This is a genomic window from Novosphingobium indicum, from assembly GCF_014645195.1.
In the GTDB taxonomy this organism is placed as follows: domain Bacteria; phylum Pseudomonadota; class Alphaproteobacteria; order Sphingomonadales; family Sphingomonadaceae; genus Novosphingobium; species Novosphingobium indicum.
The window spans coordinates 1-24,930 of sequence record NZ_BMLK01000041.1 but is presented as its reverse complement, the minus strand read 5'-3'; the positions used below and the strand labels follow the sequence as shown (position 1 = coordinate 24,930).

Annotated in this window: 22 protein-coding genes and 1 pseudogene; 17 read left to right on the top strand and 6 right to left on the bottom strand. The window is 64.7% G+C overall.

The features are described 5' to 3' along the window. Positions 1-2,362: autotransporter outer membrane beta-barrel domain-containing protein (locus IEX64_RS22755; RefSeq protein WP_188823583.1), on the top strand; the 2,362-nt coding region annotated here is incomplete at its 5' end. Positions 2,363-2,379: 17 nt separating this feature from the next. After that, entirely contained in the window at positions 2,380-2,850 is a 471-nt protein-coding gene (locus tag IEX64_RS22750) for a DUF6438 domain-containing protein (RefSeq protein WP_229710671.1), read from the top strand. Between the two features lie 570 nt (positions 2,851-3,420). On the opposite strand, the gene IEX64_RS22745 is transcribed toward IEX64_RS22750, so the two are convergent. Both IEX64_RS22745 and IEX64_RS22740 read right to left on the bottom strand, forming a co-directional pair. Then, positions 3,421-4,473 carry a tyrosine-protein phosphatase gene (locus tag IEX64_RS22745; RefSeq protein ID WP_188823581.1) on the bottom strand — a complete coding sequence of 351 codons (1,053 nt, stop codon included), beginning with the start codon at positions 4,471-4,473 and terminating at the stop codon, positions 3,421-3,423. A 17-nt stretch (positions 4,474-4,490) separates the two neighbouring features. Continuing rightward, complete coding sequence (locus IEX64_RS22740; protein ID WP_188823579.1) at positions 4,491-7,040, bottom strand: TonB-dependent receptor; 2,550 nt, start codon at positions 7,038-7,040, stop codon at positions 4,491-4,493. A gap of 408 nt (positions 7,041-7,448) precedes the next feature. Between IEX64_RS22740 and IEX64_RS22735 the strand changes: the two genes are divergently transcribed. The 13 genes and pseudogenes from IEX64_RS22735 to IEX64_RS22675 form a co-directional block, all read left to right on the top strand. Beyond that, positions 7,449-8,426, top strand: coding sequence for a TetR/AcrR family transcriptional regulator (locus IEX64_RS22735; RefSeq protein ID WP_229710670.1), 978 nt, complete (start codon positions 7,449-7,451; stop codon positions 8,424-8,426). 137 nt (positions 8,427-8,563) lie between these two features. Continuing rightward, positions 8,564-9,712 (top strand): 4Fe-4S dicluster domain-containing protein, encoded by a 1,149-nt coding sequence (locus IEX64_RS22730; RefSeq protein ID WP_188823575.1) that lies wholly within the window; start codon positions 8,564-8,566, stop codon positions 9,710-9,712. 11 nt (positions 9,713-9,723) lie between these two features. Next, positions 9,724-10,173 (top strand): cyclic nucleotide-binding domain-containing protein, encoded by a 450-nt coding sequence (locus IEX64_RS22725; protein ID WP_229710673.1) that lies wholly within the window; start codon positions 9,724-9,726, stop codon positions 10,171-10,173. Beyond that, complete coding sequence (locus tag IEX64_RS22720) at positions 10,173-11,012, top strand: FAD/NAD(P)-binding protein (RefSeq protein ID WP_188823570.1); 840 nt, start codon at positions 10,173-10,175, stop codon at positions 11,010-11,012. Before IEX64_RS22725 ends, IEX64_RS22720 begins: the two co-directional genes overlap by 1 nt. A gap of 1 nt (position 11,013) precedes the next feature. Next, a complete protein-coding gene (locus tag IEX64_RS22715) occupies positions 11,014-11,784 on the top strand; it encodes an NADH-quinone oxidoreductase subunit B family protein (RefSeq protein ID WP_188823568.1) in 771 nt (256 codons plus the stop codon). Then, positions 11,774-13,063 (top strand): Ni/Fe hydrogenase subunit alpha, encoded by a 1,290-nt coding sequence (locus tag IEX64_RS22710; protein ID WP_188823566.1) that lies wholly within the window; start codon positions 11,774-11,776, stop codon positions 13,061-13,063. The genes IEX64_RS22715 and IEX64_RS22710 overlap by 11 nt, the downstream gene beginning before the upstream one ends. Then, positions 13,063-13,539 (top strand): hydrogenase maturation protease, encoded by a 477-nt coding sequence (locus tag IEX64_RS22705; RefSeq protein ID WP_188823587.1) that lies wholly within the window; start codon positions 13,063-13,065, stop codon positions 13,537-13,539. Before IEX64_RS22710 ends, IEX64_RS22705 begins: the two co-directional genes overlap by 1 nt. Next, the gene (locus tag IEX64_RS22700) at positions 13,532-13,810 is read left to right on the top strand and encodes a hydrogenase maturation nickel metallochaperone HypA (protein ID WP_188823564.1); all 279 of its coding nucleotides are present in this window, start codon (positions 13,532-13,534) and stop codon (positions 13,808-13,810) included. Before IEX64_RS22705 ends, IEX64_RS22700 begins: the two co-directional genes overlap by 8 nt. Next, positions 13,811-16,129: a carbamoyltransferase HypF gene (hypF, locus tag IEX64_RS22695; protein ID WP_229710669.1), complete on the top strand. Its 2,319-nt coding sequence runs from the start codon at positions 13,811-13,813 to the stop codon at positions 16,127-16,129. After that, entirely contained in the window at positions 16,129-16,368 is a 240-nt protein-coding gene (locus tag IEX64_RS22690) for a HypC/HybG/HupF family hydrogenase formation chaperone (RefSeq protein WP_188823562.1), read from the top strand. Before hypF ends, IEX64_RS22690 begins: the two co-directional genes overlap by 1 nt. After that, the gene (gene hypD / locus IEX64_RS22685; RefSeq protein WP_188823560.1) at positions 16,365-17,474 is read left to right on the top strand and encodes a hydrogenase formation protein HypD; all 1,110 of its coding nucleotides are present in this window, start codon (positions 16,365-16,367) and stop codon (positions 17,472-17,474) included. Before IEX64_RS22690 ends, hypD begins: the two co-directional genes overlap by 4 nt. Continuing rightward, complete coding sequence (gene hypE / locus IEX64_RS22680) at positions 17,471-18,520, top strand: hydrogenase expression/formation protein HypE (RefSeq protein ID WP_188823558.1); 1,050 nt, start codon at positions 17,471-17,473, stop codon at positions 18,518-18,520. The genes hypD and hypE overlap by 4 nt, the downstream gene beginning before the upstream one ends. Before the next feature lie 74 nt (positions 18,521-18,594). Then, positions 18,595-19,535: pseudogene (locus IEX64_RS22675) on the top strand (transketolase family protein); the annotation flags it as partial. A gap of 36 nt (positions 19,536-19,571) precedes the next feature. Here IEX64_RS22675 and IEX64_RS22670 read toward each other — a convergent pair. From IEX64_RS22670 to IEX64_RS22655, 4 genes are read right to left on the bottom strand one after another with little or no spacing between them, the layout of a single operon-like run. Continuing rightward, positions 19,572-20,357, bottom strand: coding sequence for an SDR family oxidoreductase (locus IEX64_RS22670; RefSeq protein ID WP_188823556.1), 786 nt, complete (start codon positions 20,355-20,357; stop codon positions 19,572-19,574). Positions 20,358-20,410: 53 nt separating this feature from the next. Then, positions 20,411-21,160, bottom strand: a complete 750-nt coding sequence (locus IEX64_RS22665; RefSeq protein WP_188823555.1) for an SDR family NAD(P)-dependent oxidoreductase — start codon at positions 21,158-21,160, stop codon at positions 20,411-20,413. Between the two features lie 13 nt (positions 21,161-21,173). Next, positions 21,174-21,956 carry a carboxymuconolactone decarboxylase family protein gene (locus IEX64_RS22660; protein ID WP_188823554.1) on the bottom strand — a complete coding sequence of 261 codons (783 nt, stop codon included), beginning with the start codon at positions 21,954-21,956 and terminating at the stop codon, positions 21,174-21,176. Next, positions 21,953-23,440, bottom strand: a complete 1,488-nt coding sequence (locus IEX64_RS22655; protein ID WP_188823553.1) for an aldehyde dehydrogenase family protein — start codon at positions 23,438-23,440, stop codon at positions 21,953-21,955. Before IEX64_RS22655 ends, IEX64_RS22660 begins: the two co-directional genes overlap by 4 nt. A 139-nt stretch (positions 23,441-23,579) precedes the next feature. On the opposite strand from IEX64_RS22655, the gene IEX64_RS22650 reads away from it, so the two are divergent. Continuing rightward, on the top strand, positions 23,580-24,287 hold the full coding sequence (locus tag IEX64_RS22650; protein ID WP_188823552.1) for a GntR family transcriptional regulator: 708 nt from the start codon (positions 23,580-23,582) through the stop codon (positions 24,285-24,287). A gap of 104 nt (positions 24,288-24,391) precedes the next feature. Further along, on the top strand, positions 24,392-24,820 hold the full coding sequence (locus IEX64_RS22645; RefSeq protein WP_188823551.1) for an Hsp20/alpha crystallin family protein: 429 nt from the start codon (positions 24,392-24,394) through the stop codon (positions 24,818-24,820). Positions 24,821-24,930 lie beyond the last annotated feature (110 nt).

Genomic DNA, 24,930 nt, shown 5'->3' with positions numbered 1-24,930 from the left:
CATTCCCGACAAGGACGAAGGATCGGCCAAGGTTGTGTCCTACGGCGCGGCACCGGCGATGGTCATCGGTGCCACGGACCATGCCGTTACGATTGGTCCGGTAGCCGGTACAGCGAACGGTTACGGCTTGCAGATCGACGGTACGATCGAAGGGCGCGGGCTCTATTCCGGCGTTGATGCGACCGGGCTGGCCATCGGCGGGCGCGGTGGCACGGTTACCATCGCCAACGGCATCGGCGTTCGCGGTTCGATCACGGCGGCATCCAACGGCGCAAGCGCGACGGCCGTGCGGATTGGCTCCAGCACGACCACGCCCGAACTGAAGAACGCCGGTGCCATCGCGGCGACCGGCGGCGATGCCGCTTCGGCCATGGCCACTGCCGTCCATGTGACGGCCGGGGCCAGCCTGCCTGCGATCCGCAACAGCGGCTCGATCAAGGCCGCTGCCGGCAAGGCTGGCACGGCAACGGCCATCCTCGATGAAAGCGGCACGGTTACGCTCGTCGAAAACAGCGGCACCATTGCCGCGAGCGGGGCACAGGATGGCTCGGGGCGCAACGTGGCCATCGACCTTTCGGCCGGAAACCAGGGTGCGACGGTGCGTCAGACCCAGGTGGGCGCGGGATTCGCCGCGCCGGCGACCACCGGGGACATCCGCTTCGGGAGCGGCGATGATCTGCTGTCCATCGCCGACGGCAGTCTCACGGGTGATGTCACGTTCGGGGGCGGCAGCGACACGCTGGCGTTGTCTGGCGATGCCGTGCAGTCCGGCAAGGTGACGTTCGGCAGCGCAGCCGACACGATGACTCTCGCGGGCAGTGCGCGCTTTGCGGGCACACTGGACTTCGGTGGCGGTGCGGACGCACTGACCCTGACGGGAACCTCCGTGTTCTCGGGTAGCCTGCTGAACGCTGCGCAGGCCTCGGTCAAAGTGACGGGCGGAACGCTCGACGTGAGCACGCCTGCCCAGCTCGGTTCGCTGGACATCGGCAAGGATGGCGTGTTGGTGGCGACACTCGATGCAGCGGCAGGGCAAGGGAGTGCCTATACCGTTTCCGGTACCGCCAGCTTTGCCGAGGGTTCGAAGCTGGCAATCCGGCTCGCGGACGTCTCAACCGCAGAAGGCAGCTATCAGGTGCTGACCGCCGGCGCCATCCAGGGCCTCGACAAGCTTGATACCGTCACCGATCTCGTCCCCTTCATGTTCAAGGCCTCGCTCGACGAGAATGCCGCGGCCAATACGATCGTCGTCGATGTCGCGCGCCGCTCGGTTGCAGAACTGGGGCTCAACCGCTCGCAGGCCAGTGCCTACGACGCGGTCTTCGCTGCTCTCACCAAGGACGACAAGATCGAGGACGTGTTTCTCTCGATAACCGACGGCGGCACGTTCCGTGATGCCGTTGCCCAGATGCTGCCAGATCATGCCGGCGGTACGTTCGAGGGCATCAGTCTGGGCGTTCGTACGCTTGCCCGCCAGCTGCAGGATCCGCCGAACCGGATCGAGGCCGATGGCAAGATCGCCACGACCGTCAATCTCGCGTTCTGGGGGAGTGACAAGAACACCGGCCAGACGGCAGCCTATGACCTGAGCGGTTATGCCTGGTCGCTTGGCGGCGAATATCAGACCGGCCTCGGCTATTTCGGTGCGACGGTGTCCTACCTGTGGAACAGCCACAAGATCGGCGCCGCCAGCGAAGTGAAGTCGGGTTCGGTCGAAGGTGCGGTGCATTGGCGGGGCCAGTGGGGCGCCTTTGGAGGCTTTGCCCGTGCCTCGATCGGTCATTCCGATTTCGACAGCGAACGCACTTTTACCGGCGTCGCTTCGACCGGCGACGTGAAGCGCACCATGGACGGAAGCTGGAACGGCAGTTTCGTGAGCTTTGCTGCCGGTGCGTCGGCCGAGGGCGGCAGCCAGTTCTTCTTTTTCCGCCCGCAGGTCTCGCTCGACTACGTCCGGTTGAAGGAAGATGGCTACGCCGAAACGGGCGATGATGCGCTTGATCTCACCGTGGACAAGCGGACCAGCGACGAGCTTGGCCTCAATGCAGGCATGACCGTTGGCGTGGATCTGCTGGGGATGCGGGCCCGCGATGAGAACTGGATGCGCATCGAGACCGAAGGTGGCTGGCGCGAAGTGCTGAGCGGCAGCCTGGGCGCCACGACCGCGCGGTTCGGCACGGACGATGTGCAACAGGGCAATCGCTTTACCTTGTCGCCCGACGGTTCGACCAGCGGCTGGTTCGCGCGGCTGAGGGCCTATGGCGGCCCGGGCGGATTTATCATGGGCGGCGAACTCTCGGCCGATCAGCGCCATGGGGACGTCAATCTTGCATTGCGCGGCAGCGTGACGGTCAAATGGTAAGGGCTGCCCTTTGCCTGATGGCAGCGGTCCTCATCTCGGCGTTGCTGGGCGGGTGCACTGTGGCACCGGGCGGGACCAAGCCCGCTCGGCCCAAGGAAGAACTCATCATCTCGCGCGGACCCTGTCACGGCTTTTGTCCTGTCTATCGTGTCAGCGTGACGCCGGGAGGGCTGGTCAGCTTCGATGGCGTGCAGCACACGGCCCTGCTGGGTTCGCGCACGCGGGCCGTATCGCGCAAGGTCTACGAGGAGGTGAGCCGGGCAGTCTTGCCCATGCGTCCGCCGACGGGCAGCGTGCGGGACTGGCGCTGCGAACACCAACCTACCGATACGTCGCTCATCACGCTGGAATGGCAACGCGAGGACGGTACGCGCACGGTACTCCGCTATAAGCTCGGGTGCCGTAGCGCCGATGGCGCCATGATCGAGCGGCTGGTAGAACGGCAACTTCAGCGTCTGGGCGTCGCAGGTTGGCTTCGACAAGCGTAGCGGACAGATAGCCGTTACGTTTTCGTTTTGTGAGGCGGCTCAGATACGCTGTATGAGGGGCGTTCTACGCCTCGAGCATCAAGATGATCAGATGGCAGTCTTACACGAGACATTCAGTATGCGCGAATGTCAGCTTGGACGGCCTATGTAGACAAAGTTAGTTTGAGAGTCGCCCTTTGAACCGCGTGAGGCATCCAAGGTGCTCTTGAGCTGATGTGAGATGTAATGTGAGCCCCTTGCTGGACGCTCACATTACAGTGTGATAATTTAGGGGTTGTTTTGGGGCCTTGAAATTGCCCAGTTCAATAAATTACTTGCAATAACAAATATATAATTTAGAAATTCGAGCCCGTCACCGACCATTCCCGAGACTCCCGAAATTCTTGCATTATGCGCGAGCCGTTGAGTCAGACGGCGCCGGCTTTCATCAGCGTCGCAGTTGCTCCTACCTGATGGCGTTTGACGACGTGCGATGATCGTCGGTCATCACCATCGACGGCGGGCAGTCGTACAAGTACTGATCCGGCCGGAAGACGAGGGCCGGCGGTCATATGCCGCCGGCCTGTCTTGTCAGCGCAGCATGACCGTGCGCAGCTTTGCCAGGTCGGCATCGCTGAGGCCAAGCTTCTGCTTCAGGTAGCTTTCTGTCCCACCGTACTCGCTGTCGAGGTAAGTGAAGAACTGGGCGAGATACGAGGCGCCGCTGGGCGTGTAGAGCGGCTGGGCTTTCATCAGCTTGTCCTTGCCGTGCGCCATGTACATCTGAACGAGCGGATTGTTGGGATAGTCTGCGGGATCGACCTCGGGCATCTCCCACTGCGGACGGCGCAGGGCTGTCGAGAGGTGATAGTCCTTGAGGATCGTCTCGCGATCGACGCCCAGCACATCGTAGATCAGGGCCGTGGCGATCCCGGTGCGGTCCTGCCCGGCCGAGCAGTGGTAGATCACCGTGCCTTCGTCCGCGATCAGGCGGCGGAACAGCGAGCGGAACTGCGGCACCAGCATCTTTTCCATGCCCGAGTACATGTTCTCGCCATTGCCCTTGCCGAAGCGTGCCATGAGCGGCTTGAGCGAATAATCGTTGGCGATGAACAGGGCGCCGGTGCGGTCGTCGACGAGATCGGGCGCGACCTCGCGTTCCTCGATCGAGCGCAGGTCGACGACGCTGTCGATGCCGAGTTCGCGGATCAGCGCATAGTCGCTGTCGGTCAGCACAGGCATCGCACCGGAACGGAAGGCCTTGTCCCAGCGCACGGTCTTGCCGTCCCTGGTGACATAGCCGCCGATGTCGCGGAAGTTGCTGCCTTGCTGCAGCGGCAGTTCGCGTTCTGCGGCAACAGTTGTGTGGCCATCCTTACCGAGCAGGATGACGTAGCGGCGCTCGCTGGCCGGAATATCCAGCGTGAGCTTGCGATCCTTCGCCGTGGCGGCCACGCGCTGGTCGCCATCGTCGATGGAGGTGTCGGCGCTGATCCAGACCGAGACCGGGGTGGTATCGCCGCGATCCAGTTCGACGGTCGTGCTGTCAAGCCGCGTGACGGTGGCCATCTCCCGCGCACAGGCGGGAGAAGACACCAGAACGGCCAGCGTGAGAAGAGCGGTGGTGCTCCTGAAAACGGGCATGGGTCCGTTCCTTTCCATCAGTAGCTGAAGCGCACGCCGAACAGGTAGCGCGAGCCGATCCGTTCGACCTCGGTCGGGTGCGACAGCGAGCCCGCGTAGGCGACGTATGTCTCGTTGGTGAGGTTCGCGAGGTCGGCGTAGAGCGTGAAGTTTTCGGTCACCGCGTAGCGCAGCGTCACGTCGAGGTTCTCGTAGGCCGCGCGGTATTCGCCACTTCCCAGGCCGCCCAGCGTGTCGAGCCAGTGGCTGCGCCACTGGTAGCTGACGCGTGCCGACAAGCCGTACTTCTCGTAATAGACCGAGGCATTGGCAATCGTGCGCGACATGCCCTGGAAGTCGTAAGTCTGCATCACGCCGTTCATGTCTGGCGCCTTGAAGTCGCCGTCGAGCAGAGTGAGGTTGCCCTGCACGCCGAAGCCCGAAAGCGCGCCCGGCAGGAAGTCGAACTGCTTCTGGACGTTGAATTCCACGCCGTAGAGCTTGCCGCTCTTGCCGTTGTACTGGCCCGAGAAGAGATAGTTCGAACGGTCGAATCCGGGCGTGTTGTAGAAGTCCGAATTCACGCGTTCCTGCGCGCTGTAGAGCACGTTGTCGACCCAGCGGTAGAACGCGCCGACCGCGATCATGCCGTTGCCGGGCAGGTACCATTCGACGCTGGTATCGAGGCCCCAGGTATATTCGGGCTTGAGCAGCGGATTGCCGCCGCCGATCGTGCCCGGCGTGGAGGTGTCGTTGATCGACGCACCGACGCGCGTGGCGCCGTAGGCGGGGCGGGATACGCCGCGCTGGCCGGCGAAACGCAGGACGATGTCGTCGGAGGCTTCGTAGCGGATGTTGAGGCTCGGGAAGAAGTCGGTCTTGTCGCTTGAATAGGTCTTGGGCGTATAGGCGCCGTCGATTCTGAGCGAGCCTGCATTGTCCATGCTGTAGTTTTCGATGCGCACGCCGCCAGCGACCGTCAGCGGCCCGCGGACAAGCGTGCCCATGAGGTAGGCTGCCAGCGTCTTTTCACGCTGGTTGTAGCGGGTCGTATCTTCGATGACGCCGGCCGGATTGAACAGCCCGGCCGCTTCCATCGCCGCCAGCGTGGCTTCGGCATCGCGGCGCATGGCCTTGTTGTCGACGTAGTTGAGCGAGAGGCCGAGCGGATAGTCGGTGTCCCAGCCCGAGCCCGTGACATAGTCGTTGATGTTGAACGGCTGGCCGACCAGCGAGCCGATGTAGCCGATCGCCGCGTAGGAACTGGTCGACAGGACGTTGCCCGTAATGTCGCGGTCGGCATAGAGCAGGCCGCTGGCCAGGGTGAGGTCGCCCACTTCCTTCGTCAGGTCGAACTTGACCGTGTAGCTGTCCGATACCGTGCGCTGTTCGAGCGGCAGCACGATCGTGCCGGTCTGCGACAGGCCGGTCTGACTGAACGAACCGTCATTGTCCGAGAAGATCGGGAAGCGCGGATCGCTGAGCGTGTAGGTCATGTCGCCGACCGTGCTCATGCTCGAACGGATCAGCGGGAGATCCGTTGTGTTCACGGTCTTGGCATAGTTGGCCTTGAACGAGGCGGTGAAGCCGTTGAAGTCGTCGTAATCGCCGCCGATCAGGCCGATCGTGTTGCGGTTGCGGTACCTGCCGTCGTTGAACATGGCGCTGATGCCGGTCACGGCATTGCCGCTGACGCTGAAGTTGTACTGATTGCGCTGTTCGTTGTCGGCGAATTCCGACCAGATCACCTTGGCATAGAGCTTTTGCCCGGCTTCGGGGCTCCACTCTATGCCGCCGAACAGGCCGTTGTTGTAGCGTTCCAGCTTGTAGCTGCGGACCGAGAACTCGGTCGGCTCGCCGGTCTCGTCGTCATAGCCCGGTTCGCGGTTGTCGGTGATCTGGTCGCGCAGGTAGTGCGAGCCGCCGAGCACGATGCCGAACGTGTCGTTCGACCAGGACAGGCGCAGCGAGCCCTGCCGCTGCTGGCCGCCGCCGTGGCCCATCATGCCGTAACCGAGGTCGCCGTCGACGTGGAAACGGGTGCGGGCGAGCGGCGAGTAGGTCTTGAGGTCGATCGTGGCGACAATCGCATCGGCCTGCAGGTTGGAGGTCAGCGACTTGTTGATGACCATTTCCGACAGCATCACCGCCGGGATCGCGTCGAAACGGAAAGCGCGCGTATCGCCGCCTTCGTCCACGCCGACCATCGGCACGCCGTCGATCGAGACCGAGGTCCAGCGGTTGGGCGCGCCGCGCACCTGGATGTAGCGTTCCTGACCTTGGTCGCGCTGAACGGCGACGCCGGGCAGGCGGGCGAGGGCGCCGGCAGCAGTCTGGTCGGGGAAGCGGGCGGCGGCGTCGGCGGAGGCGACGTCGGTCATGTTGACGGCGACGCGCTTGGCTTCGATCGAGGCCTGCTGCGAGGCGAGGATCGTGCCGGTGACGACGATCTCGTCTCCGGGCTGGGTCGTCTCTTCACCGGCCTTGCCGGTTTCATCGGCATGGGCCGTTACGGCATGGGTCATTGCGAATGCTGTCAGCGCGGCAAGAGCCGTGGAGCGCAGCAAGGTAGCGTTAAGGCGTTTCATCGGTAGTCCCCCTGTATGGTCGGGAGCCCGCTAGAACGGCTGTATGTATGTATGGTGACGTATTTGTGAGGGTTACATGACGGCGCCCGGGACGGTAATTTGCTCGCGGGGCTGCGTGCCTTCTGCTAGGCGGAATGGCGGGAGAAGGGATTATCTAAGGGGTGGAGTGCCTTGGAGGCTGCAGTAAAACCGTCATCTGACCGGTTGGTCGAGACAGTCTTGAATTGCTGGGAGGAGACCGGTCAGGCAACGCTTTCCGCGCGGCGGATCAGCAGCTTGTCGGGAGTGCCCGTTTCCTCGATCTACCATCATTTCAGGTCTCTGGAACAGTTGTTTTTGTGCGCGCAGGATGCCGCGCTGGCCCGTGCCCGGTCATGGAGCAACGAACAGCTTCGGCAGCTGGGGGACATGAACGGTGACGTTGCGGCGTTCCCTGCGTTCTTTTCCGAGACGGTCGATGGCTGGGCCAACGATCGGCGTGACCTCGCTTTCGCGTGGCGCGAGGGGCAGCTTCTGGGCCGCGATTCCGAACTGTGCCGTCAGGCGTGCGAGCGCTGGGGAGCGCTGTGGTCGGATTTCTGGCAGCAGGTTGCCGACCGGTTTGGGCTGGGCAGCGGCAAGATCGTCGCCGAGCGCGTCTTCGAGAACGAGAGCTTCTTTCATCTGATGCGCTGGCGCAGGCTTTTCGACCGCGCCGGTCTCGATGAGCTGGGCCGCGGTCTCGGCGCATGGCTGGCTGGCGCTCCCATGCCGCCATCCCCCTGGCGCGACGCCGCGCGCGATCTGGCCCTGCAGTCCATGCCTCCCATTCCCGAGCGCGACGAAGCGATGGCCCGCATGACTTCAGCGGCTGTCGATCTCGTGAGCGAGGAAGGCGTTGCGGGGCTTACGCACCGCGCGGTAGCGGAAAGGGCGGGGCTGACGCTCGGTGTTGTCCTGCACAAGTTCAACACCAAGTCCGAACTGCTGTCCGCCGCCTTCGAGGGCGTCTATCTCGCCAACATCGGCCACTTGCTTCGCGAGCAGAATGCGCCCGATGTGTCGCGCCGCCAGACCGCCATCGTCGACGAACTGGTTGAAAGCATCAGTCGGGTGAAGGGGCGGCGCGGCCTGGAGGAACTCAGCCTGGCCGTGGCGCGCGATCCTTCACTGCATCAGTTCGCAGCACAGCTCCGCTATTTGCGGGGGCGCACGTCGAAAAGCACGCTCGAAGCGATCGTGGAGGGTCGGCGCAACGTTACCAGTCTGGAAGCCGCGCTCTTTTCCAGCTTCGCGTCGTCGCTCACGCGTCTGCGGGAATCGGCATCGCCCGATGTCGCTCGCGCACAGGTCCGAACGGAACTGGAGTCCGTTTTGACCTTCGTTCGTCGGAGCAGTGTCGCCTGAGCGCATCCTTTGACGGGTCTCAATGACGACGGGACGCAGAACTGGTTCGTTCTGCCAAGATCGCTTATGAGGGGGTCTCGAAAGGGCGCTGCAGGGGGCGCTCCCGACGATGAAATGCCGGCAAAGAGGCTGCGACCATGCAGGACAGCAAGGCAGACGTAACCCGTGTCGTCATTGATACGAAGGGCCTGCAATGCCTGCTCGAGGCCCTTGCGCAGGCAGGCTATCGCGTCGTCGGGCCGACCGTGCGCGACGAGGCCATCGTTTACGACGACATCGCCGGTATCGAGTCGCTGCCGGTCGGCTGGACCGATCGGCAGGAGGCGGGGCGCTATGCGCTCGAACGCCGCGGGGACGATGCCTGCTTCGGCTATGTGGTCGGTCCGCATTCGTGGAAGAAGTTCCTGTTTCCGCCCGTCGAAACCTTATGGACGGCGCGCCGCGATGAGGCGGGGGCAATGGCCGTTTCACGGCCCGAACCGTCGCAGGGACCCTTCGCCTTTATCGGTATGAGGGCTTGCGAGATCGAGGCCATCGCCATTCAGGACCGGGTCTTCGAGCAGGGGCCCTACACCGATACCGCCTATGCCGCGCGGCGATCGGATGCCTTCATCGTCGCTTTGAACTGCGGACAGGCGGGCGGAACGTGCTTCTGCGTGTCGATGGACACGGGCCCCAAGGCCAAACACGGTTTCGATCTGGCGCTGACCGAAATGATCGACGGGCCATCGCACCGCTTTCTGGTCGAAGTGGGCAGCGAGGCAGGCGCGCGTATCATGGTGCAAGTACCGCACGAGCAGGCCTCGGCCGGGCAGGTCGAGATGGCCGAGGCCATCGTCGAACGCACGGCCGGGCAGATGGGCCGCAGCCTCGATACCCAGGGGCTCAAGGAACTGCTGCAGGACAACCCGGAGCATCCGCGCTGGGACGATGTCGCCATGCGCTGCCTCACCTGCGCCAATTGCACGATGGTCTGCCCCACCTGCTTCTGCTCCACGGTGGAGGATCACAGCGATCTGACCAACACCGAAGCGCAGCGCGTGCGCAAGTGGGACTCGTGCTTCACCATGGATTACTCGTATATCCACGGCGGTAGCGTGCGCGCCTCGACCGCGTCGCGCTACCGGCAGTGGATGACCCACAAGCTCGCCAACTGGATCGACCAGTTCGGAACCTCGGGCTGCGTAGGGTGCGGGCGCTGCATCACCTGGTGCCCGGTCGGCATCGACCTGACCGAAGAAGCCGCCGCGATCAGGGCTGCGCCGGGCGAGAAAGGAAGCGGGTAATCGTGGAAACCATGGACCAGATCCTCGCCAAGCAGGCCTTCTTCGCGGACTTTCCCGCCGCGTTCGCAGACTTGATCGCGGGCTGCGCCAGCAACTGCCATTTCAAGGCCGGCGAATACCTGCTGCGTGAAGGCGATCCCGCCGACCGGTTTTTTCTGCTGCGGGAGGGCAAGGTTGCGCTCGAAATCGCTGCCCCTGCGCGCGCGCCGGTCGTGCTGACGACGCTCAAGGAAGGGCAGATTGTCGGCGTGTCCTGGCTGACGGCGCCCTACCGCGCCGAGTTCGATGCCCGCGCCATGGAGCCGGTACGCGCCATTGCCATCGACGCCAAGTGCCTGCGCGGAAAGTGCGAGGCAGACCATCATCTGGGCTATGAGATGATGAAACGCTTCCTTCCACTCGTGGTCGAACGCCTACATGCCACGCGGATGCAGATCCTTGACGTCTACGGGCAGCGCTGATGCAGCCGCAGGCCTTAGAGGACCCCTTTGTTCCGGACATCTACCGCGTCGAGAAAGTGCGGCGCGAACTCGCCGATGCGGTGACGCTGGAACTGGAACCGCAATCGGGCACGCGGCCCGATTTCCGGCCCGGCCAGTTCAACATGCTCTATGCCTTCGGTGTGGGCGAAGTGGCGATCAGCATGAGCGCGAGCGCCCGTCTGGGGGCGGGCTTCGTGCATACCGTCCGCAATGCCGGCGCGGTCAGCGGCGCGCTGGCGCGGTTGGAACCCGGCGCCACGCTGGGCGTGCGCGGGCCGTTCGGCACCGGCTGGCCCGTCCCCGAAGCTGAAGGTCGCGATGTTCTGATTGTCGCGGGCGGGCTCGGCCTGGCGCCGCTACGGCCTGCCATTCAGGACGTGCTTGCCCATCGCGAGCGCTATGGCCGGGTGACGATCCTCGTTGGCTGCCGCAGCCCGCACGATATCCTCTATCAGCACGACCTGGAAGAATGGCGGCAGCGGCTCGACGTGACGGTCGAAGTCACGGTCGACCATGCCGGAACGGACTGGCATGGCGACGTGGGTTTCGTCACCACCCTGATCCCGCGCTCGCCGTTCGATCCGGACAACGCCGTGGCCATGGTCTGCGGGCCGGAAGTGATGATGCGCTTTGCCGCCAGCGCTCTGCTCAAGGCGGGCGTGCCTGCGAGCGCGATCCACCTGTCGATGGAGCGCAACATGAAATGCGCGATCGGCCTGTGCGGCCACTGCCAGTTCGGGCCGAAGTTCGTCTGCAAGGATGGCCCGGTCTTCCCGCTCGATCGCATTTCCGGGCTTCTGGCGGTGCAGGAGATCTGACATGACCGGCCGGCCCAAACTCGCCGTATGGAAGTTCGCCTCATGCGACGGCTGCCAGCTCTCGCTGCTCGACTGCGAGGATGAGCTGCTGGCCGTGGCCGGGGCGGTGGAGATCGCGAACTTCCCCGAAGCGTCGAGCGCCATTGTCGAAGGACCCTACGACCTCTCGCTGGTGGAAGGATCGATCACCACGCCGCACGATGCCGAGCGCATTCTGGCGGTGCGCAAGCAATCGAAATTTCTCGTGACCATCGGCGCTTGCGCGACGGCAGGCGGCATCCAGGCGCTGCGGAATTTCGCCGACGTGAAGGACTTCGTGGCCGCAGTCTATGCCTCGCCGCAGTACATCGACACGCTGGCGACATCGACGCCGATCTCGGCGCATATCCCGGTCGACTACGAACTCCACGGCTGCCCGATCAACAAGGCGCAGCTTGTCGAGGTGATCTCGGCGTTCCTCGCCGGGCGCAAGCCGGCGGTGCCCGCGCACAGCGTCTGCATCGAGTGCAAGCAGCGCGGCAGCGTCTGCGTGATGGTGCAGGGCACGCCCTGTCTCGGCCCGGTCACTCATGCCGGCTGCGGCGCGATCTGCCCGGCCTACCGGCGCGGCTGCTATGGTTGCTACGGGCCGATGGAGACGCCCAACATGCCGGCCCTCACCCGCGAGTGGCGCCAACTGGGCGCCGACGGGCGCGATATCCGGCGCGCCCTGCGCAGCTTCAATGCCTGGGCCGAACCCTTCCGCAAGGAGAGCGCGGCGCATGACGACTAAGACGATCAAGGTCGATTACCTCGCCCGTGTCGAAGGGGAAGGCGCGCTCGATCTGCATATCGAGGGCGGCATTGTGAAGACCGCGAACCTGCGCATTTTCGAGCCGCCACGGTTCTACGAAGCGTTTCTGCAGGGCCGCTCGCACATCGAACTGCCCGATATCGTCGCGCGCATCTGCGGCATCTGCCCGGTCGCCTATCAGATGAGTTCGGTGCAGGCGGTCGAGAATGCGTTCGGGGTGAAAGTCGAGGGGCAACTGCGCGCGCTGCGGCGGCTGCTCTATTGCGGCGAATGGATCGAGAGCCATGCGCTGCATGTGGTGATGCTCCACGCGCCCGATTTCCTCGGCTATCCCGACGCGATCCGGATGGCGGAAAAGCACGGCGATGTGGTGCGTAAGGGGCTGGCGCTCAAGAAGACCGGCAATGCCATCCTGCGCCTCCTGGGCGGGCGAGAAATCCATCCGGTGAACGTGCGGCCGGGCGGGTTCTACAAGGTGCCTACGAGGGCGGAGCTTGCGCCGCTGGCGGAAGAGCTGAAGCAGGCCTTCGATCTGGCGGTCGATCTGGTGCGCTGGGTGGCGACGTTCGACTTTCCCGACCTCGAACGCGACTACGAATTCGTCGCGATGCGCCATCCGGACGAGTATGCGATCACCGAAGGGCGGCTTGTCTCCAACCGCGACATCGATATCGACATTGCCGACTACGAGACCGAATTCGAGGAACGGCATGTCGCTCATTCCACCGCGCTGCATGCGCTGGTGAAGCGGCGCGGGGCCTATCTGGTCGGGCCCATGGCGCGCTACGCGCTGAACTATGACCGCCTGCCGGTTTCCATCCGGGGGCTGGCGAAGGAAGCAGGGCTGGGGCCGGTCTGTTCCAATCCCTTCCGCAGCATCGTCGTGCGCGCGCTGGAGACGGCCTATGCCTGCGAGGAGGCCTTGCGTCTCATCGCTGACTACGAACAGCCCGAGAGTGCCGCCGTGCCACTCGAACCGCGCGCGGGAACCGGTTTCGGCTGCAGCGAGGCCCCGCGTGGCATCTGCTGGCATCGCTACGATTTCGAGGAAGACGGCACGATCCGCACGGCCCGCATCGTTCCGCCCACGTCGCAGAACCAGCCGAGCATCGAGGAAGACCTCGCCGCCGTCGCCGCACCCATCGCCAGCGAGCCCGACGATGTGATCCGTCACCTCTGCGAGCAGTCCATCCGCAACTACGACCCGTGCATCTCGTGCTCGGCGCACTTCCTCAAGCTGTCGGTGCATCGCGCGTGATGCGGCCCCTGCTGGTCTTGTGCCTGGGCAATCCCGACCGGGGCGATGACGGCTTCGGGCCAGCGGTCGCCGAGGTGCTCGACGGTACGCTGCCACCGGACGTGACGCTCATGGCGCGTAGCGGCGATATGCTGACGATGCTCGAGGACTGGGCCGGTTTCGATGCGCTTATCTGCGTCGATGCAGCGGGCGGCGGCGATCGGCCGGGCCGAATCCACCGTATCGATCTGGCGGAGGAGGACTTGCCGCGGGACATGGCGTTCCTTTCCAGCCATGCGTTCGGTCTGGGCGAAGCGATCGCGCTCGCCCGCACGCTCGATCTCGCGCCGGCCGATATCGTCGTCTACGCTGTCGAAGGGCAACGGTTCGACGGAGGCTCGGAGATGACGCCGCCTGTCGCTGCGGCGATCGGCCCGGTGGCGGAGCGAATTACCGCCGAAGTGGCAAGACTGCAGGAGGCTGCAAACCATGCATGAAACGGGCATTGTCCGCGATCTCGTCCGCCATCTGGAAACGGTGGCCCGCGATGCCGGCGCCGAGGCCATATCCGGCGTTCAGGTCAGGCTGGGCGCGCTGAGCCAGTTCTCGCCCGAGCACTTTCGCGAACACTTCGACGACGAGGCGCGCGGTACGATGGCCGAGGGCGCGGCGCTGGACATCCTCACTTCCGACGATCCGGGCGATCCCGATGCGTTGCACGTGATGATCCGCAGCGTCGATCTGGAGGTTTCCGAGACGGAAGAGTGAATGCCGATGGAGCCCGCCGCCTGCCTTGTCGTGCCGGACGCCCAGCGGATCAGGCTGGACGTTACGGGCGCCGTGCAGGGCGTAGGTTTCCGGCCTTTCGTCTACCGGCTGGCTGTGGATGAGGGATTGGCAGGGCACGTGCGCAACACTGCTGCCGGCGTGACGCTGGAAGTGGAAGGCCCCGGCAGCGCGGTTGACCGGTTTTTGGCCCGGTTGCGGCGCGAGGTTCGCCTGCCAGCCCGGATCGACGGGCTCGCGCGGGAAGGGTTGCAGCCGACCGGGGAGCGGGGCTTTACGATTGCATCGAGCAGCGCCGACACCGCCCCCTCCGTGCATATCCTGCCCGATCTGGCTTTGTGCGAGGACTGTCGCGCCGAAGTCTTCGATCCGGCGGATCGCCGCTATCGTTATCCTTTCACGACCTGCATGCATTGCGGTCCGCGCTACAGCATTATCGCGGCGGCTCCCTATGACCGGGCACGCACGGCCATGCGGCACTTCGTGATGTGCCCTGCCTGCCAGGCGGAGTACGACGATCCCGCTTGCCGCCGCTTCCATGCCGAGGCTAACGCCTGCCCCGAGTGCGGCCCGCAACTGGCGTTGCATGCTCCGGACGGGGCGCTGTTGGCCGAGGCGGACGATGCGCTTGAACGTGTTGTCGGCGCCCTGCGCGAAGGCCGTATCGTAGCGCTGAAAGGGCTCGGTGGATTCCAACTCCTTGTCGATGCCCGGAACGAGGAAGCGGTCGCGCGGCTGCGAGAGCGCAAGTATCGTCCCGCCAAGCCTTTCGCCGTGATGGCGGGTTCGGTGACCGATGCGGAGGCTATCGCCCATCTTTCACCGGTGGAGCGCGCGGCGCTGGAGAGTGCTGCGGCACCCATCGTGCTGGTGCAGGCGCGCAAGGATGCCGCCCGTCCTATTGCGCCGAATGTGGCACCGGGCAATCCGAACATCGGCCTGATGCTGCCGACGACCCCTCTGCATTGCCTGCTGATGGATGCGTTGGGCTTTCCCGTCGTCGCAACCAGCGGCAATCGCAGCGGTGAGCCTATTGCCGCCGATGATGACGGGGCTTTCGCAAATCTTGCCGATATCGCCGATCTTTTCCTGACCCATGACCGCCCGATCCTGCATCCAGTCGATGATTCGGTTCTGCGGATGATTGCCGGACAGCCGACGGTCCTGCGCTGCGCGCGGGGTGTCGCGCCGCTGGTGTTGCCCGAGGCGAAGCAGGCTCAACCGCTGCTGGCATTGGGCGGGCATATGAAGAGCGCCGTTGCAGTCGGGCGTGACGGCCAGATTGTACTGGGACCGCACATCGGGGACCTGGCTCACAGAGAGGCGCGCGAAGCCTTTGGGCGTTCGGTTGCGACGATGCGTTCGTTCTATGCCGTTGAACCCGCAGCGGTCGCCTGCGACGCGCATCCCGACTATCACAGCACCCGGGTCGCTGACGGGCTGGGGTTTCCCGTATCCCGCGTTCCCCACCATTTGGCGCATGTTCTGGCTGTCATGACCGAGCACGCGCTCTCCGGCCCGGTTCTGGGCGTGGCGTGGGACGGCACCGGCTATGGTGCGGACGCCACACTATGGGGTGGTGAATTCCTAACGGTCCATGGCGCCAGACATCACCGCATCGCGCATCTGCTGCCCTTCCACTTGCCGGGTGGCGAGGCGGCCATCCGCGAGCCACGCCGAACCGCCATCGGTGTGCTCAATGCTCTCCATGACGGTGCTCTTTGGGAGAGCGAGCATGCACCCCTTTCAGCCTTCTCGGTGGAAGAACGCACGACGCTCCGTGCCATGCTTGAGCGGCGCCTCAACTCGCCTCTAACATCCAGCGCGGGCCGGCTCTTCGATGCGGTCGCGAGCATCCTGAACTTGTGCCAGCGCGCCTCCTTCGATGGCGAAGCGGCCATGGCGGTCGAATTCGCCGCACAGGAGGCGAAAGCGGTTCATGCCTTGCCATCCCCCGGGATCGTGCGGGCGGGCGACACCGTGGCGATCGACTGGCGGCCGATGATTTCAGCGCTGGCCGATGCCACTCACGCAGGCGTGGCGGTCGAAGAGCTGGCCGCCGGGTTCCACCACTGGCTGGTCGAGGCCATCGTGCAAGTCGCCAGGCAAGCGGGCATCGCGCAGGTCGCGCTGTCGGGAGGATGCTTCCAGAACGCCCTTCTCACCGAACTGGCTATGGCGCGTTTGCAGCAGGCGGGGTTTCGCGTTTACCGTGCCGTGCGCGTGCCCGCCAACGATGGTGGGCTGGCGGTGGGGCAGGCGGCCTATGCAGCCCGCCTTCTGGACGAGGTGACCGGCTGATGTGCCTTGCAGTTCCCGGCGAGCTGTTGGAAATCGAGGGCGACGATCCGCTCACCCGCGAGGGCCGCGTTGCCTTTGCCGGTGTCGTACGGCGAGTGAACTTGGCCTATGTTCCGGAAGCTGTCCCGGGCGCGTATGTGCTGGTCCATGCCGGTTTCGCCATTGCCGTGATCGACGAGGCCGAAGCCCGGCGCACCCTGGCACTGCTCGATGAAATCCCGCCAGAGAGCCGCCGGTGAAGCACGTCGACGAATATCGCAACGCTGCGGACGCGCACCGCTACGCCGAGGCGATTGCCCGGATCGTGACGCGTCCCTGGTCGATCATGGAGATCTGCGGCGGGCAGACCCATTCCATCGTCCGTCATGGGATCGACCGCCTGCTGCCCGATGGCGTGACTCTGCTTCATGGTCCCGGCTGCCCGGTCTGCGTGACGCCGCCGGGCATGATCGATGCGGCAATTGCCATCGCCAACCGCCCGGAGGCGATCCTGTGCTCGTTCGGCGACATGTTGCGGGTGCCGGGCAATGAGGGGAGCCTGCTCGCTGCCAAGGCTCGGGGCGCGGACGTGCGCATGGTCTATTCACCGCTAGATGCGCTCGACATTGCGCGGGACAATCCCGAACGCGAAGTGGTGTTCTTTGCTATCGGGTTCGAGACGACCGCTCCGGCCACCGCCATGGCCGTGCTGCAGGCAGAGCTGAGGGCGCTGGCAAACTTCTCGCTGCTGGTCAGCCACGTTCTGGTCCCGCCCGCCATGGAAGCGCTGCTGAGCGATCCTGCCTCCGACGTGGACGGATTTCTCGCTGCCGGTCACGTCTGCACGGTTGTCGGGTATGAAGACTATACGCCCATCGCGCAGCGCTATCGCATCCCGATTGTTGTCACTGGTTTCGAACCGCTCGACCTGATGCAGGGTCTCTACATGTGCCTCCGGCAGTTGGAGGAGGGGCGCCACGAGGTGGAGAACCAGTACAGCCGCTCGGTCCGCGCTGCCGGCAATCCGGCAGCGCGCGAGGCTGTGGAACGGGTCTTTGCGGTCCGGCCGCAGGAATGGCGCGGCATGGGCAGCATCGCGGCGAGCGGTCTCGGTCTGAGGCCGCACTATGCCCGTTTCGATGCGCTTGAGCGCTTTCCCGCAATTGCGGTGGGCGCCGAGAGCGAAAGCGCCTGCATCAGCGGCGAAGTGCTGCGCGGTGTTAGCAAGCCATGCGACTGCCCGGCATTCGGCGCGGCCTGCACACCCGAACATCCGCTGGGCGCGACGATGGTCTCCTCCGAAGGGGCCTGCGCCGCTTACTACCGCTATCGTCGTCAGCCCCCGGTTCGGGAAGCCGTGGCATGACCGAGGGTCCCGAGTTCACGCTGCAATGTCCGCTGCCTGACAGCGGCCACGAGCGGATCGAGCTGGCTCACGGTAGTGGGGGGCTGCTGACCCATCGCCTGATCGAAGAGGTGTTCCGGCCCGCTTTCGCGCAATCGCCCGATGACCTTACGCACGACGGCGCGGTGGTCGATGTGCCGGGTACTCAGATCGCGTTCACTACGGACAGCTACGTGGTGCGCCCGTTGGTCTTTCCCGGCGGGGACATCGGCTCGCTGGCCGTGAACGGTACGGTCAACGATCTCGCGATGTGCGGCGCGCGGCCGCTTTGGCTGAGCGCAGGCTTCGTGATCGAGGAGGGGTTTCTCGTCGAAGACCTGCGCCGCATCGTCGCGTCGATGCGCGACGCTGCGCAGGCTGTTGGTGTGCGCCTCGTGACAGGCGATACCAAGGTGGTCGAGCGCGGTCACGGGGATGGGCTCTACATCAACACCTCCGGCATTGGCGCAGTGGTTGCATCGCAGCCGATTTCCCCCCGGCAGGTGCAGCCGGGCGACGTCGTGATCGTCAGCGGAGATCTTGGCAGGCACGGGATGGCGGTGATGGCGGCGCGCGAAAACCTCGGTTTCGAGCCGCCTATCGTCAGCGATTGTGGTTCCGTTTCTGCTCCCGTTCTGCGGTTGCTGGATGAAGGTATTGATCTCCACTGCCTGCGCGATCTTACGCGCGGCGGACTGGCGACCGCTCTGATCGAGATTGCCGAAAGCGCGGGCGTGGCGATGGAACTGGAGGCCGCGGCCATACCCGTCTCGGACCCGGTTCGTGGTGCCTGCGAGATACTGGGGATCGATCCGCTCTACGTCGCGAATGAAGGCTGCTTTGCTGCCATCGTCCCCGAGAGCGAAGCAGCGCGCGCTCTCTCAATTCTGCGCGAATTCGACAGTGCCGCCATCGCTGTCGGTAGCGTTCGCTCCGGCGGCGCTGCAGGCAGCGTCGCCCTGAAGACGATGGGTGGCAGCTATGCGCTTGATCGTATCGCAGGCGAGCAGCTTCCGCGTATCTGCTGACCGCTGGCCACAACCCGGAAATCGCAACAGGACGGACTGCGATAGCCCGGCCTGCGTGAGGAAGCCCTTATTGTGGAGTGGAGCAATCGACGCAGGCCGCGTTCGGCAGGATCCTGCTCGATCTGGCCCGCGCAGGCGGCGAACTGGCCGACCGCATCGTCACGACCGCGCCCGACGTGACCCAGACCACCAACCTCGGCGGTTTCGTCAACCAGCGCGGATTGTTCCGACGGCAGGAACTGGCGGAGATCCCTTCATCGCCCGCGGGCTCGATGCGCTGAATTACGGGTGTTACCAGGACTCGCGCTTCCTGCTCGTCGGAACGCCTTCGGGCATTTCGCTGGCGGCAGAGGGCGGTGCGCACCAGTCGATCAACACGCCGCTGATCGGCATGGGACAGCCGGGGCTCACCAGCTACGAGCCGGCCTTCGCCGATGAAGTTGCCGTGCTGATGCGCCATGCCTTCGACTTCATGCAGCGTCCCGATGGCAGCGCGGTCTACCTGCGCCTGAGTACCCGGCCGGTACCGCAAGTCACGCGTGAGGATGCTGCATGGGAGGCCGATGCGATCCGCGGCGGCTACTGGCTGCGTCAGCCACAAGTCGGTGCCGAAGCGGCTATCGTATGCTCTGGTACGGTTACCAGCGAAGCGCTGGCCGCATGGGAAGAGCTGCGCGAAGATCTGCCGGGGCTGGGGCTGCTCAACGTGACTTCGCCCGACCTGCTGCACCGCGAATGGTCGCAGCGCCATGCCGCCCGTTGGGGCGGAGGGGCACCGCAGCCGTGCCATGCGGAGAGCCTGCTGGCGCCGCTGGCACCGCACGCCGGTCTCGTAACGGTCCTCGACGGTTCGCCGGCGGCACTGTCGTGGCTGGGCGGTGTGCGCGGGATGCGGGTGAGCCCGCTGGGGACCGACCGGTTCGGTCAGACCGGCGACCTGCCCGACCTCTATCGCACCTACCGGCTCGATACCGCGGCGATCATCGACGCCGCGGCCGAACTGTTCCTGATGTGATGGAAGGCGGGGATCGCGCGGTCCCCGCCCAGCGAGTCAGGGGCGCATGACCCAGCCGCCGTCGATATGGATCGTCTGGCCGGTAATCCACTGACCGGCTTCCGAGCACAGCAGCAGCGCAGTGCCCACCAGTTCGTCGGGTTCACCGCGCGGGCGAGTGGCGCAGGTCGCTTCGAGGAACTTGATGAACGGGGAATCGTCCGGCACCAGCATCTTGCCGGCATCCGAGGTCACGTTGCCCGGCGCGATGGCGTTGCAGGTGATGTTTTCCTTGCCGAACTGCTTGGCCAGCGTGGTCGTCAGGCCGACGAGCGCCAGCTTGCTGATGCCGTAGAGCCCGATCGCGGGGAAGGCGCCGCCCGAGGTCTGGTTGATGATCCGGCCGCCGCCGCGTTCGCGCATCGAGGGCAGCACCGCGCGCGAGCAAAGCAGCGCGCCGTTGAGGTTGACCGAAAAGGCGCGGTTCCAGTTGTCGAGGCTGATTGTCTCGCAATTGTCGTAGCTGACGTCGACCATCAGCGCGGCGTTGTTGATGAGGATGTCGACACCGCCGAAAGCCTCCTTGGCGGCTGCGGCCATGGCCAGCGTCGATTCCTCGTCGGCGACGTCGACCTTGACGGCAACGGCCTTGCCGCCTGCTGCGACGATCTCGTCTGCAACCGCCTTGGCGCCATCTTCGTTGAGGTCGGCGACGACGACGGAGGCGCCTGCGTTTGCGAGGCCGACGGCATAGGCGCGGCCGATCGAATTGCCGCGCCCGCCGGCGCCGGTAACGATCGCGACTTTGCCGTCGAGGCGGAACTGGTCGAGAGTGAAGCTCATTTTCGGGAAACTCCGATTGATGGGTCTGGCATTGTTCGGGGACTGCTGAAGGCTCAGCCCGCCGTGATGCCCTTGTCGATGTTGATGCAGGCGCCGTGGAAGCCGCGGCCGGCGTCTGATGCGAGAAGCACGATCATGTTCGCCACGTCTTCGACTTCGACCGTGCCGCGCATGCCGGAGAAGCGCTTGATCAGATCGAAGTCGCAGCCTTCGGGCGGCACGAAATTGGCGGCGATGTTGGTGACCATGCCGCCGGGCGCGACCGCGTTGATGCGGATGGGCTTCTTCTGGAATTCCATCGCCATGGCCTTGGTCATGCCGATGATGCCCCACTTGCTGGCGCAATAGGCCGCGGCATAGGCCTCGCCGATGAACGAGGCAGAGGAGGCGACGTTGACGATGGCGCCGTCGGTTTCCAGCAGATGCGGGATAGCCGCCTGCGAGAGGACGAAGGGTGCCATGAGGTTCACGTCCAGCGTGCGCTGGAGCCTGTCGAGCGACATATCGGGCGTATTGGCGAGGTAGATCAGCCCGGCCACGTTGCACAGGGCATCGAGCCGGCCGAACGTTTCGACCGCCGCCGCGACGACCTTGCCGCAGGTCTGTGCATCGGAAAGGTCGGCGGTCTCGCTGGCAGACCCTTCGATCATGCCGGCGGTTTCGGCAAGGCCCTCCGCGTTGACATCGACGAGGTAGACCCTGGCGCCCGCCTTGGCGAGAGCCAGCGCGGTTTCCCGGCCGAGCCCGGACGCGGCGCCGGTCACCAGCGCGACCTTGCCGCTCATGTCGGTTGCTATGCTCATGTCGCGCTCTTTCCTATCCGTGCCAGGGCAGGCCCTTGGCCACCTTGTCGATCATTTCGAGGATCACGCCCTGCATGCGCGAGGCTTTCGGCCACCCGGCGTGGGTGCCGTATTGCAGCACGAATTCGAGCATCTCCTCGGGCTTGCAGTTGCCGCTCGCCATGGCCGCGTGGATGTGGCTGCGGATCGGGATTTCGGCGCCGGATTCGCACACGCCCACAAGCGTGATCCAGCGGCGCGAGGCCTCGTCCAGCCCGCGGCGGCACCACATCTCGCCGAAGACGAAGTTGTTGATGCCTTCCAGATAGGGCGTCTTGGGCGGCCCGGGCGGAAAGGTCATGACCTTGTCGAATTCGGCGTGGCCCCGGTCGTTGCGCACTTGCGGGTCCCACGGTTCCGGGCAGATCGGCGGCACGTCGGCCGGCGGTAGCCCAAGTTCCTCGGCGACGCGGGTGACGGCGCGGTCCAGCTTGCCGCCGTTGCCCCAACCCGAATAGACGCCGAGGTGCAGCGCGGCTTCGCGCAGTTCCGCGAGCGTCAGGTATTCGCCCTTGAGTGCGCCGCGCACGTAGCCGTCGATCTGGCTGTCTTCCAGACCGCAGGTGGTGGCGGACGCTATCGCTACGAGGAAGCGCGGACGGCGCGGCAAGCCGGGCCGGGTCCAGACTTCGGCGAAGATGAAATCGCGCCAGGATTCCTCGATGAGCGTTTCGGGCTCGGTGGCGGGGCGTCCGGTGACTTCTGCCTGCGTGGCAAGACCGCGCGCAGTGCGTTCGGCGGGGTCGAGCAGGGTCATTGTCCACCCTCCGGAGCCGCGAGACTCATCCAGACGTTCTTGGGCTGCATGAATTCCTGCAGGCCCTCGATACCGCCGAGACGGCCATGGCCGCTCTTCTTGAAGCCGCCGAACGGGCAGTTCGGCTGCATCGCCTCGCCCGAGCCGTTCACGTGGATCATGCCTGCCTGAAGCTGGCCGGCCACGTGATGCGCGCGGCGCAGGTTCTGCGTGTGGACATAGGCGCCAAGGCCGTATTCGGTGCCGTTGGCCAGCGCGATGGCCTCTTCCTCGGTGTCGAAGGGCGTGACCACCAGAACCGGGCCGAAGACCTCGTTCTGGGCGATCTCGCAATCGTTCGCGACATCGGCCAGCACCGTGACGGGCAGGAAATAGCCCTGGGCGTGATCGCCGCCCATGCGCTCGCCGCCCGCGACGATGCGGCCGCCGTCGGACACGCCGCGTTCAACCATGCCGGTGATGCGGTTGAGCGCGTTCTCGGAAATGACCGGACCCAGGACTGTCTGCGGATTGTAGGGGTCGCCCGGCTGCACGTGGTTCGCCATGCCCGCGAGGGTCTGCAGGTACTGGTCGTAGATGCCGCGCTGGACCAGCAGGCGGGTGCCGTTGACGCAGCCCTGGCCATTGGCCGAGACGGCGCCGGTCAGGCCCCGCTTGGCAGCGTTCATCAGGTCGGCATCGTCGAAGACGATCACGGCGGACTTGCCGCCGAGTTCCAGCCCCACCGGCTTGAGCGTCTGCGCCGCGTTGGTAAGGACCTTCTTCGCCGTCGGCCCCGAACCGATGAATTCGATCTTGCCCACGCCGGGGTGGCCGACCATTGCCTCGCCGACATCCGCGCCGCCGGTCACGACATTGACCACACCTTCGGGAATGCCCGCTTCGTGCATCAGCTCGACCAGCTTTACCGCGCTGTAAGGCGCAAGGTCGGGCGACTTGAGGACGATGCAGTTACCCGCGGCAAGGGCAGGCGCCATCACCATGGTCGCGGCGAAGAGCGGGCCGTTCCAGGGCACGATGATGCCGACGACGCCATAGGGCTCGTACGCAACATAGTCGTGCGCCGGGGCGCCCCACATCGGGATCGTGCGACCGTGGATCTTGTCGCACCAGCCGCCGAAATAGCGGAACTTCTGCGCGGCGTCGTAACCCATGTAGGGGGCGGTCATCGCCACCGAGCCGTTCTCGGCGATCAGGCTGGGTGCGAACTCGCTCGACTTGGCCTCGAACAGCGCGGCGAGCTTCATCATCAAGTCACGGCGCTTGTCGCCGGGCATCGCGCGCCATGCCGGGAAAGCAGCCCGCGCCGCGTTCACCGCGCGGTCGACATCGTCGGCGCTCGCCATCCTGAACTCGCGCGTGACCGTGCCGGTGCCGGGATAGACGTGAGCCAGCATCTCGCCGCTGCCCGCTTCCTCGAACCTGCCGCCGATGATGTTTGCATAGCGCGGCAGGGTATCCGTTTCCGGATTCTTGAATGCCATCTGCGTCCACTCCTCAGACCCGCAGGCCTTTCCTGCTTTCGATTCTGTCGGCATATAATCAGCGTATTATCCACCAATCAAGCGCGAATCGTGCGCAGCATGATTAGGTTATTGGCAAATAATGTGCATATTATTGGGCATGGCATCGCAATCGGAACGTAGTGGCGGCAAGCGCCAGCTTGTGGCGCAGACGGCGCAGCACATGCGCGAGCGGATATTCGCCAGTCCGCCGGGCACGCAGATCGGCTCGTTGCCCGACCTCGCCCGTGACTTCGAAGTGGGCATCGTCACGGTGCAGCAGGCGGCGCGCATTCTCGAACACGAAGGCGTGCTCGAAGTGCGCCGCGGACCGGGCGGCGGCTATTACGGGCGCAGGCCGGACCGCGCCGATCTGGAGCGGCTGATGTTCGCGTTCATGCGAGAGGAGCCGGCGTCGCGCCGCGAGGTGCTCGACATCACCTCGCTGCTGTTCAACCGGCTCTGTGCATCGGCGGCGCGCTGCACCGACGAAGTGCAGCGAGAGAACTTGCGCAAGGTCGCCGAACGCATAGCAATGAGCGATGACGGCAAGATGATCGGGCCGCTCGAAGCCGACCTGCAGGACGCACTGTTCCACATGGTCGATCGCCCGCTGTTCGAACTGCTCACTCGCGTCGCTCTGGGGTTCGCGCAGAACGACGACGCTTCGCAGAATCTCACCGGCGTGTTCGAACTGGAGCAATGGAAGCATAGCCGCCACCGGATTATCGAGGCCATCCTGCAGCAGGACCCCGAACTGGCACAGTTCGAGGCCAACCGGCAGAACCGGGAAGTGCTGGTCAGGCTTTACAATCTCGACGATTACTGAGCGGGCGAAGGCGCGCGCGCAAAATTTGCTCCAACGCAATGACCGCAGAGGTCCGGCGAGTCATGTAGATCCTCTCTTCGACACCTGAAGAATGGAGAGGACTTATGGCTAAATCCCCTGCTCGCCGCAGTCTTTTCGACGAGCTCTTCCGTGACTTCCCGCTGGGCCTTTCGATCGCGCCGTTGCATGGCGATCCATTGCCGCATCCCGGCAAGATCAAGATCGACGTCAAGGAAAATGACGACAACATCATCGTTCATGCCGAGATGCCTGGTGTGAGCAAGGACCAGATCGACGTTTCGGTCGATAACAATGTCCTGACGATCAGCGCCGAAGTGTCGCAGTACGATGCCGATGAGGAAAACGACAAAGTCCTTCATTCGGAACGCTACTATGGCTCCATCGCCCGCAGCATCAGCTTGCCGGCGGAAGTATCGATCGATGATGCCTCGGCAAAGTACGAAGACGGCATTCTGACGCTGACGCTGCCCAAGGCATCCAAGGATGCCAAGAAGAAGATCAGCGTGGGCTGAGGTTTTGCCGGTCGGCCCCGCTGGTCGACCGGCAACCATCTTTCTAGAGCGGTTTTCGACCGTTCTGAATCGGCATGGGATTCCCTTTGGTCACGATTTCTGATTCAGAA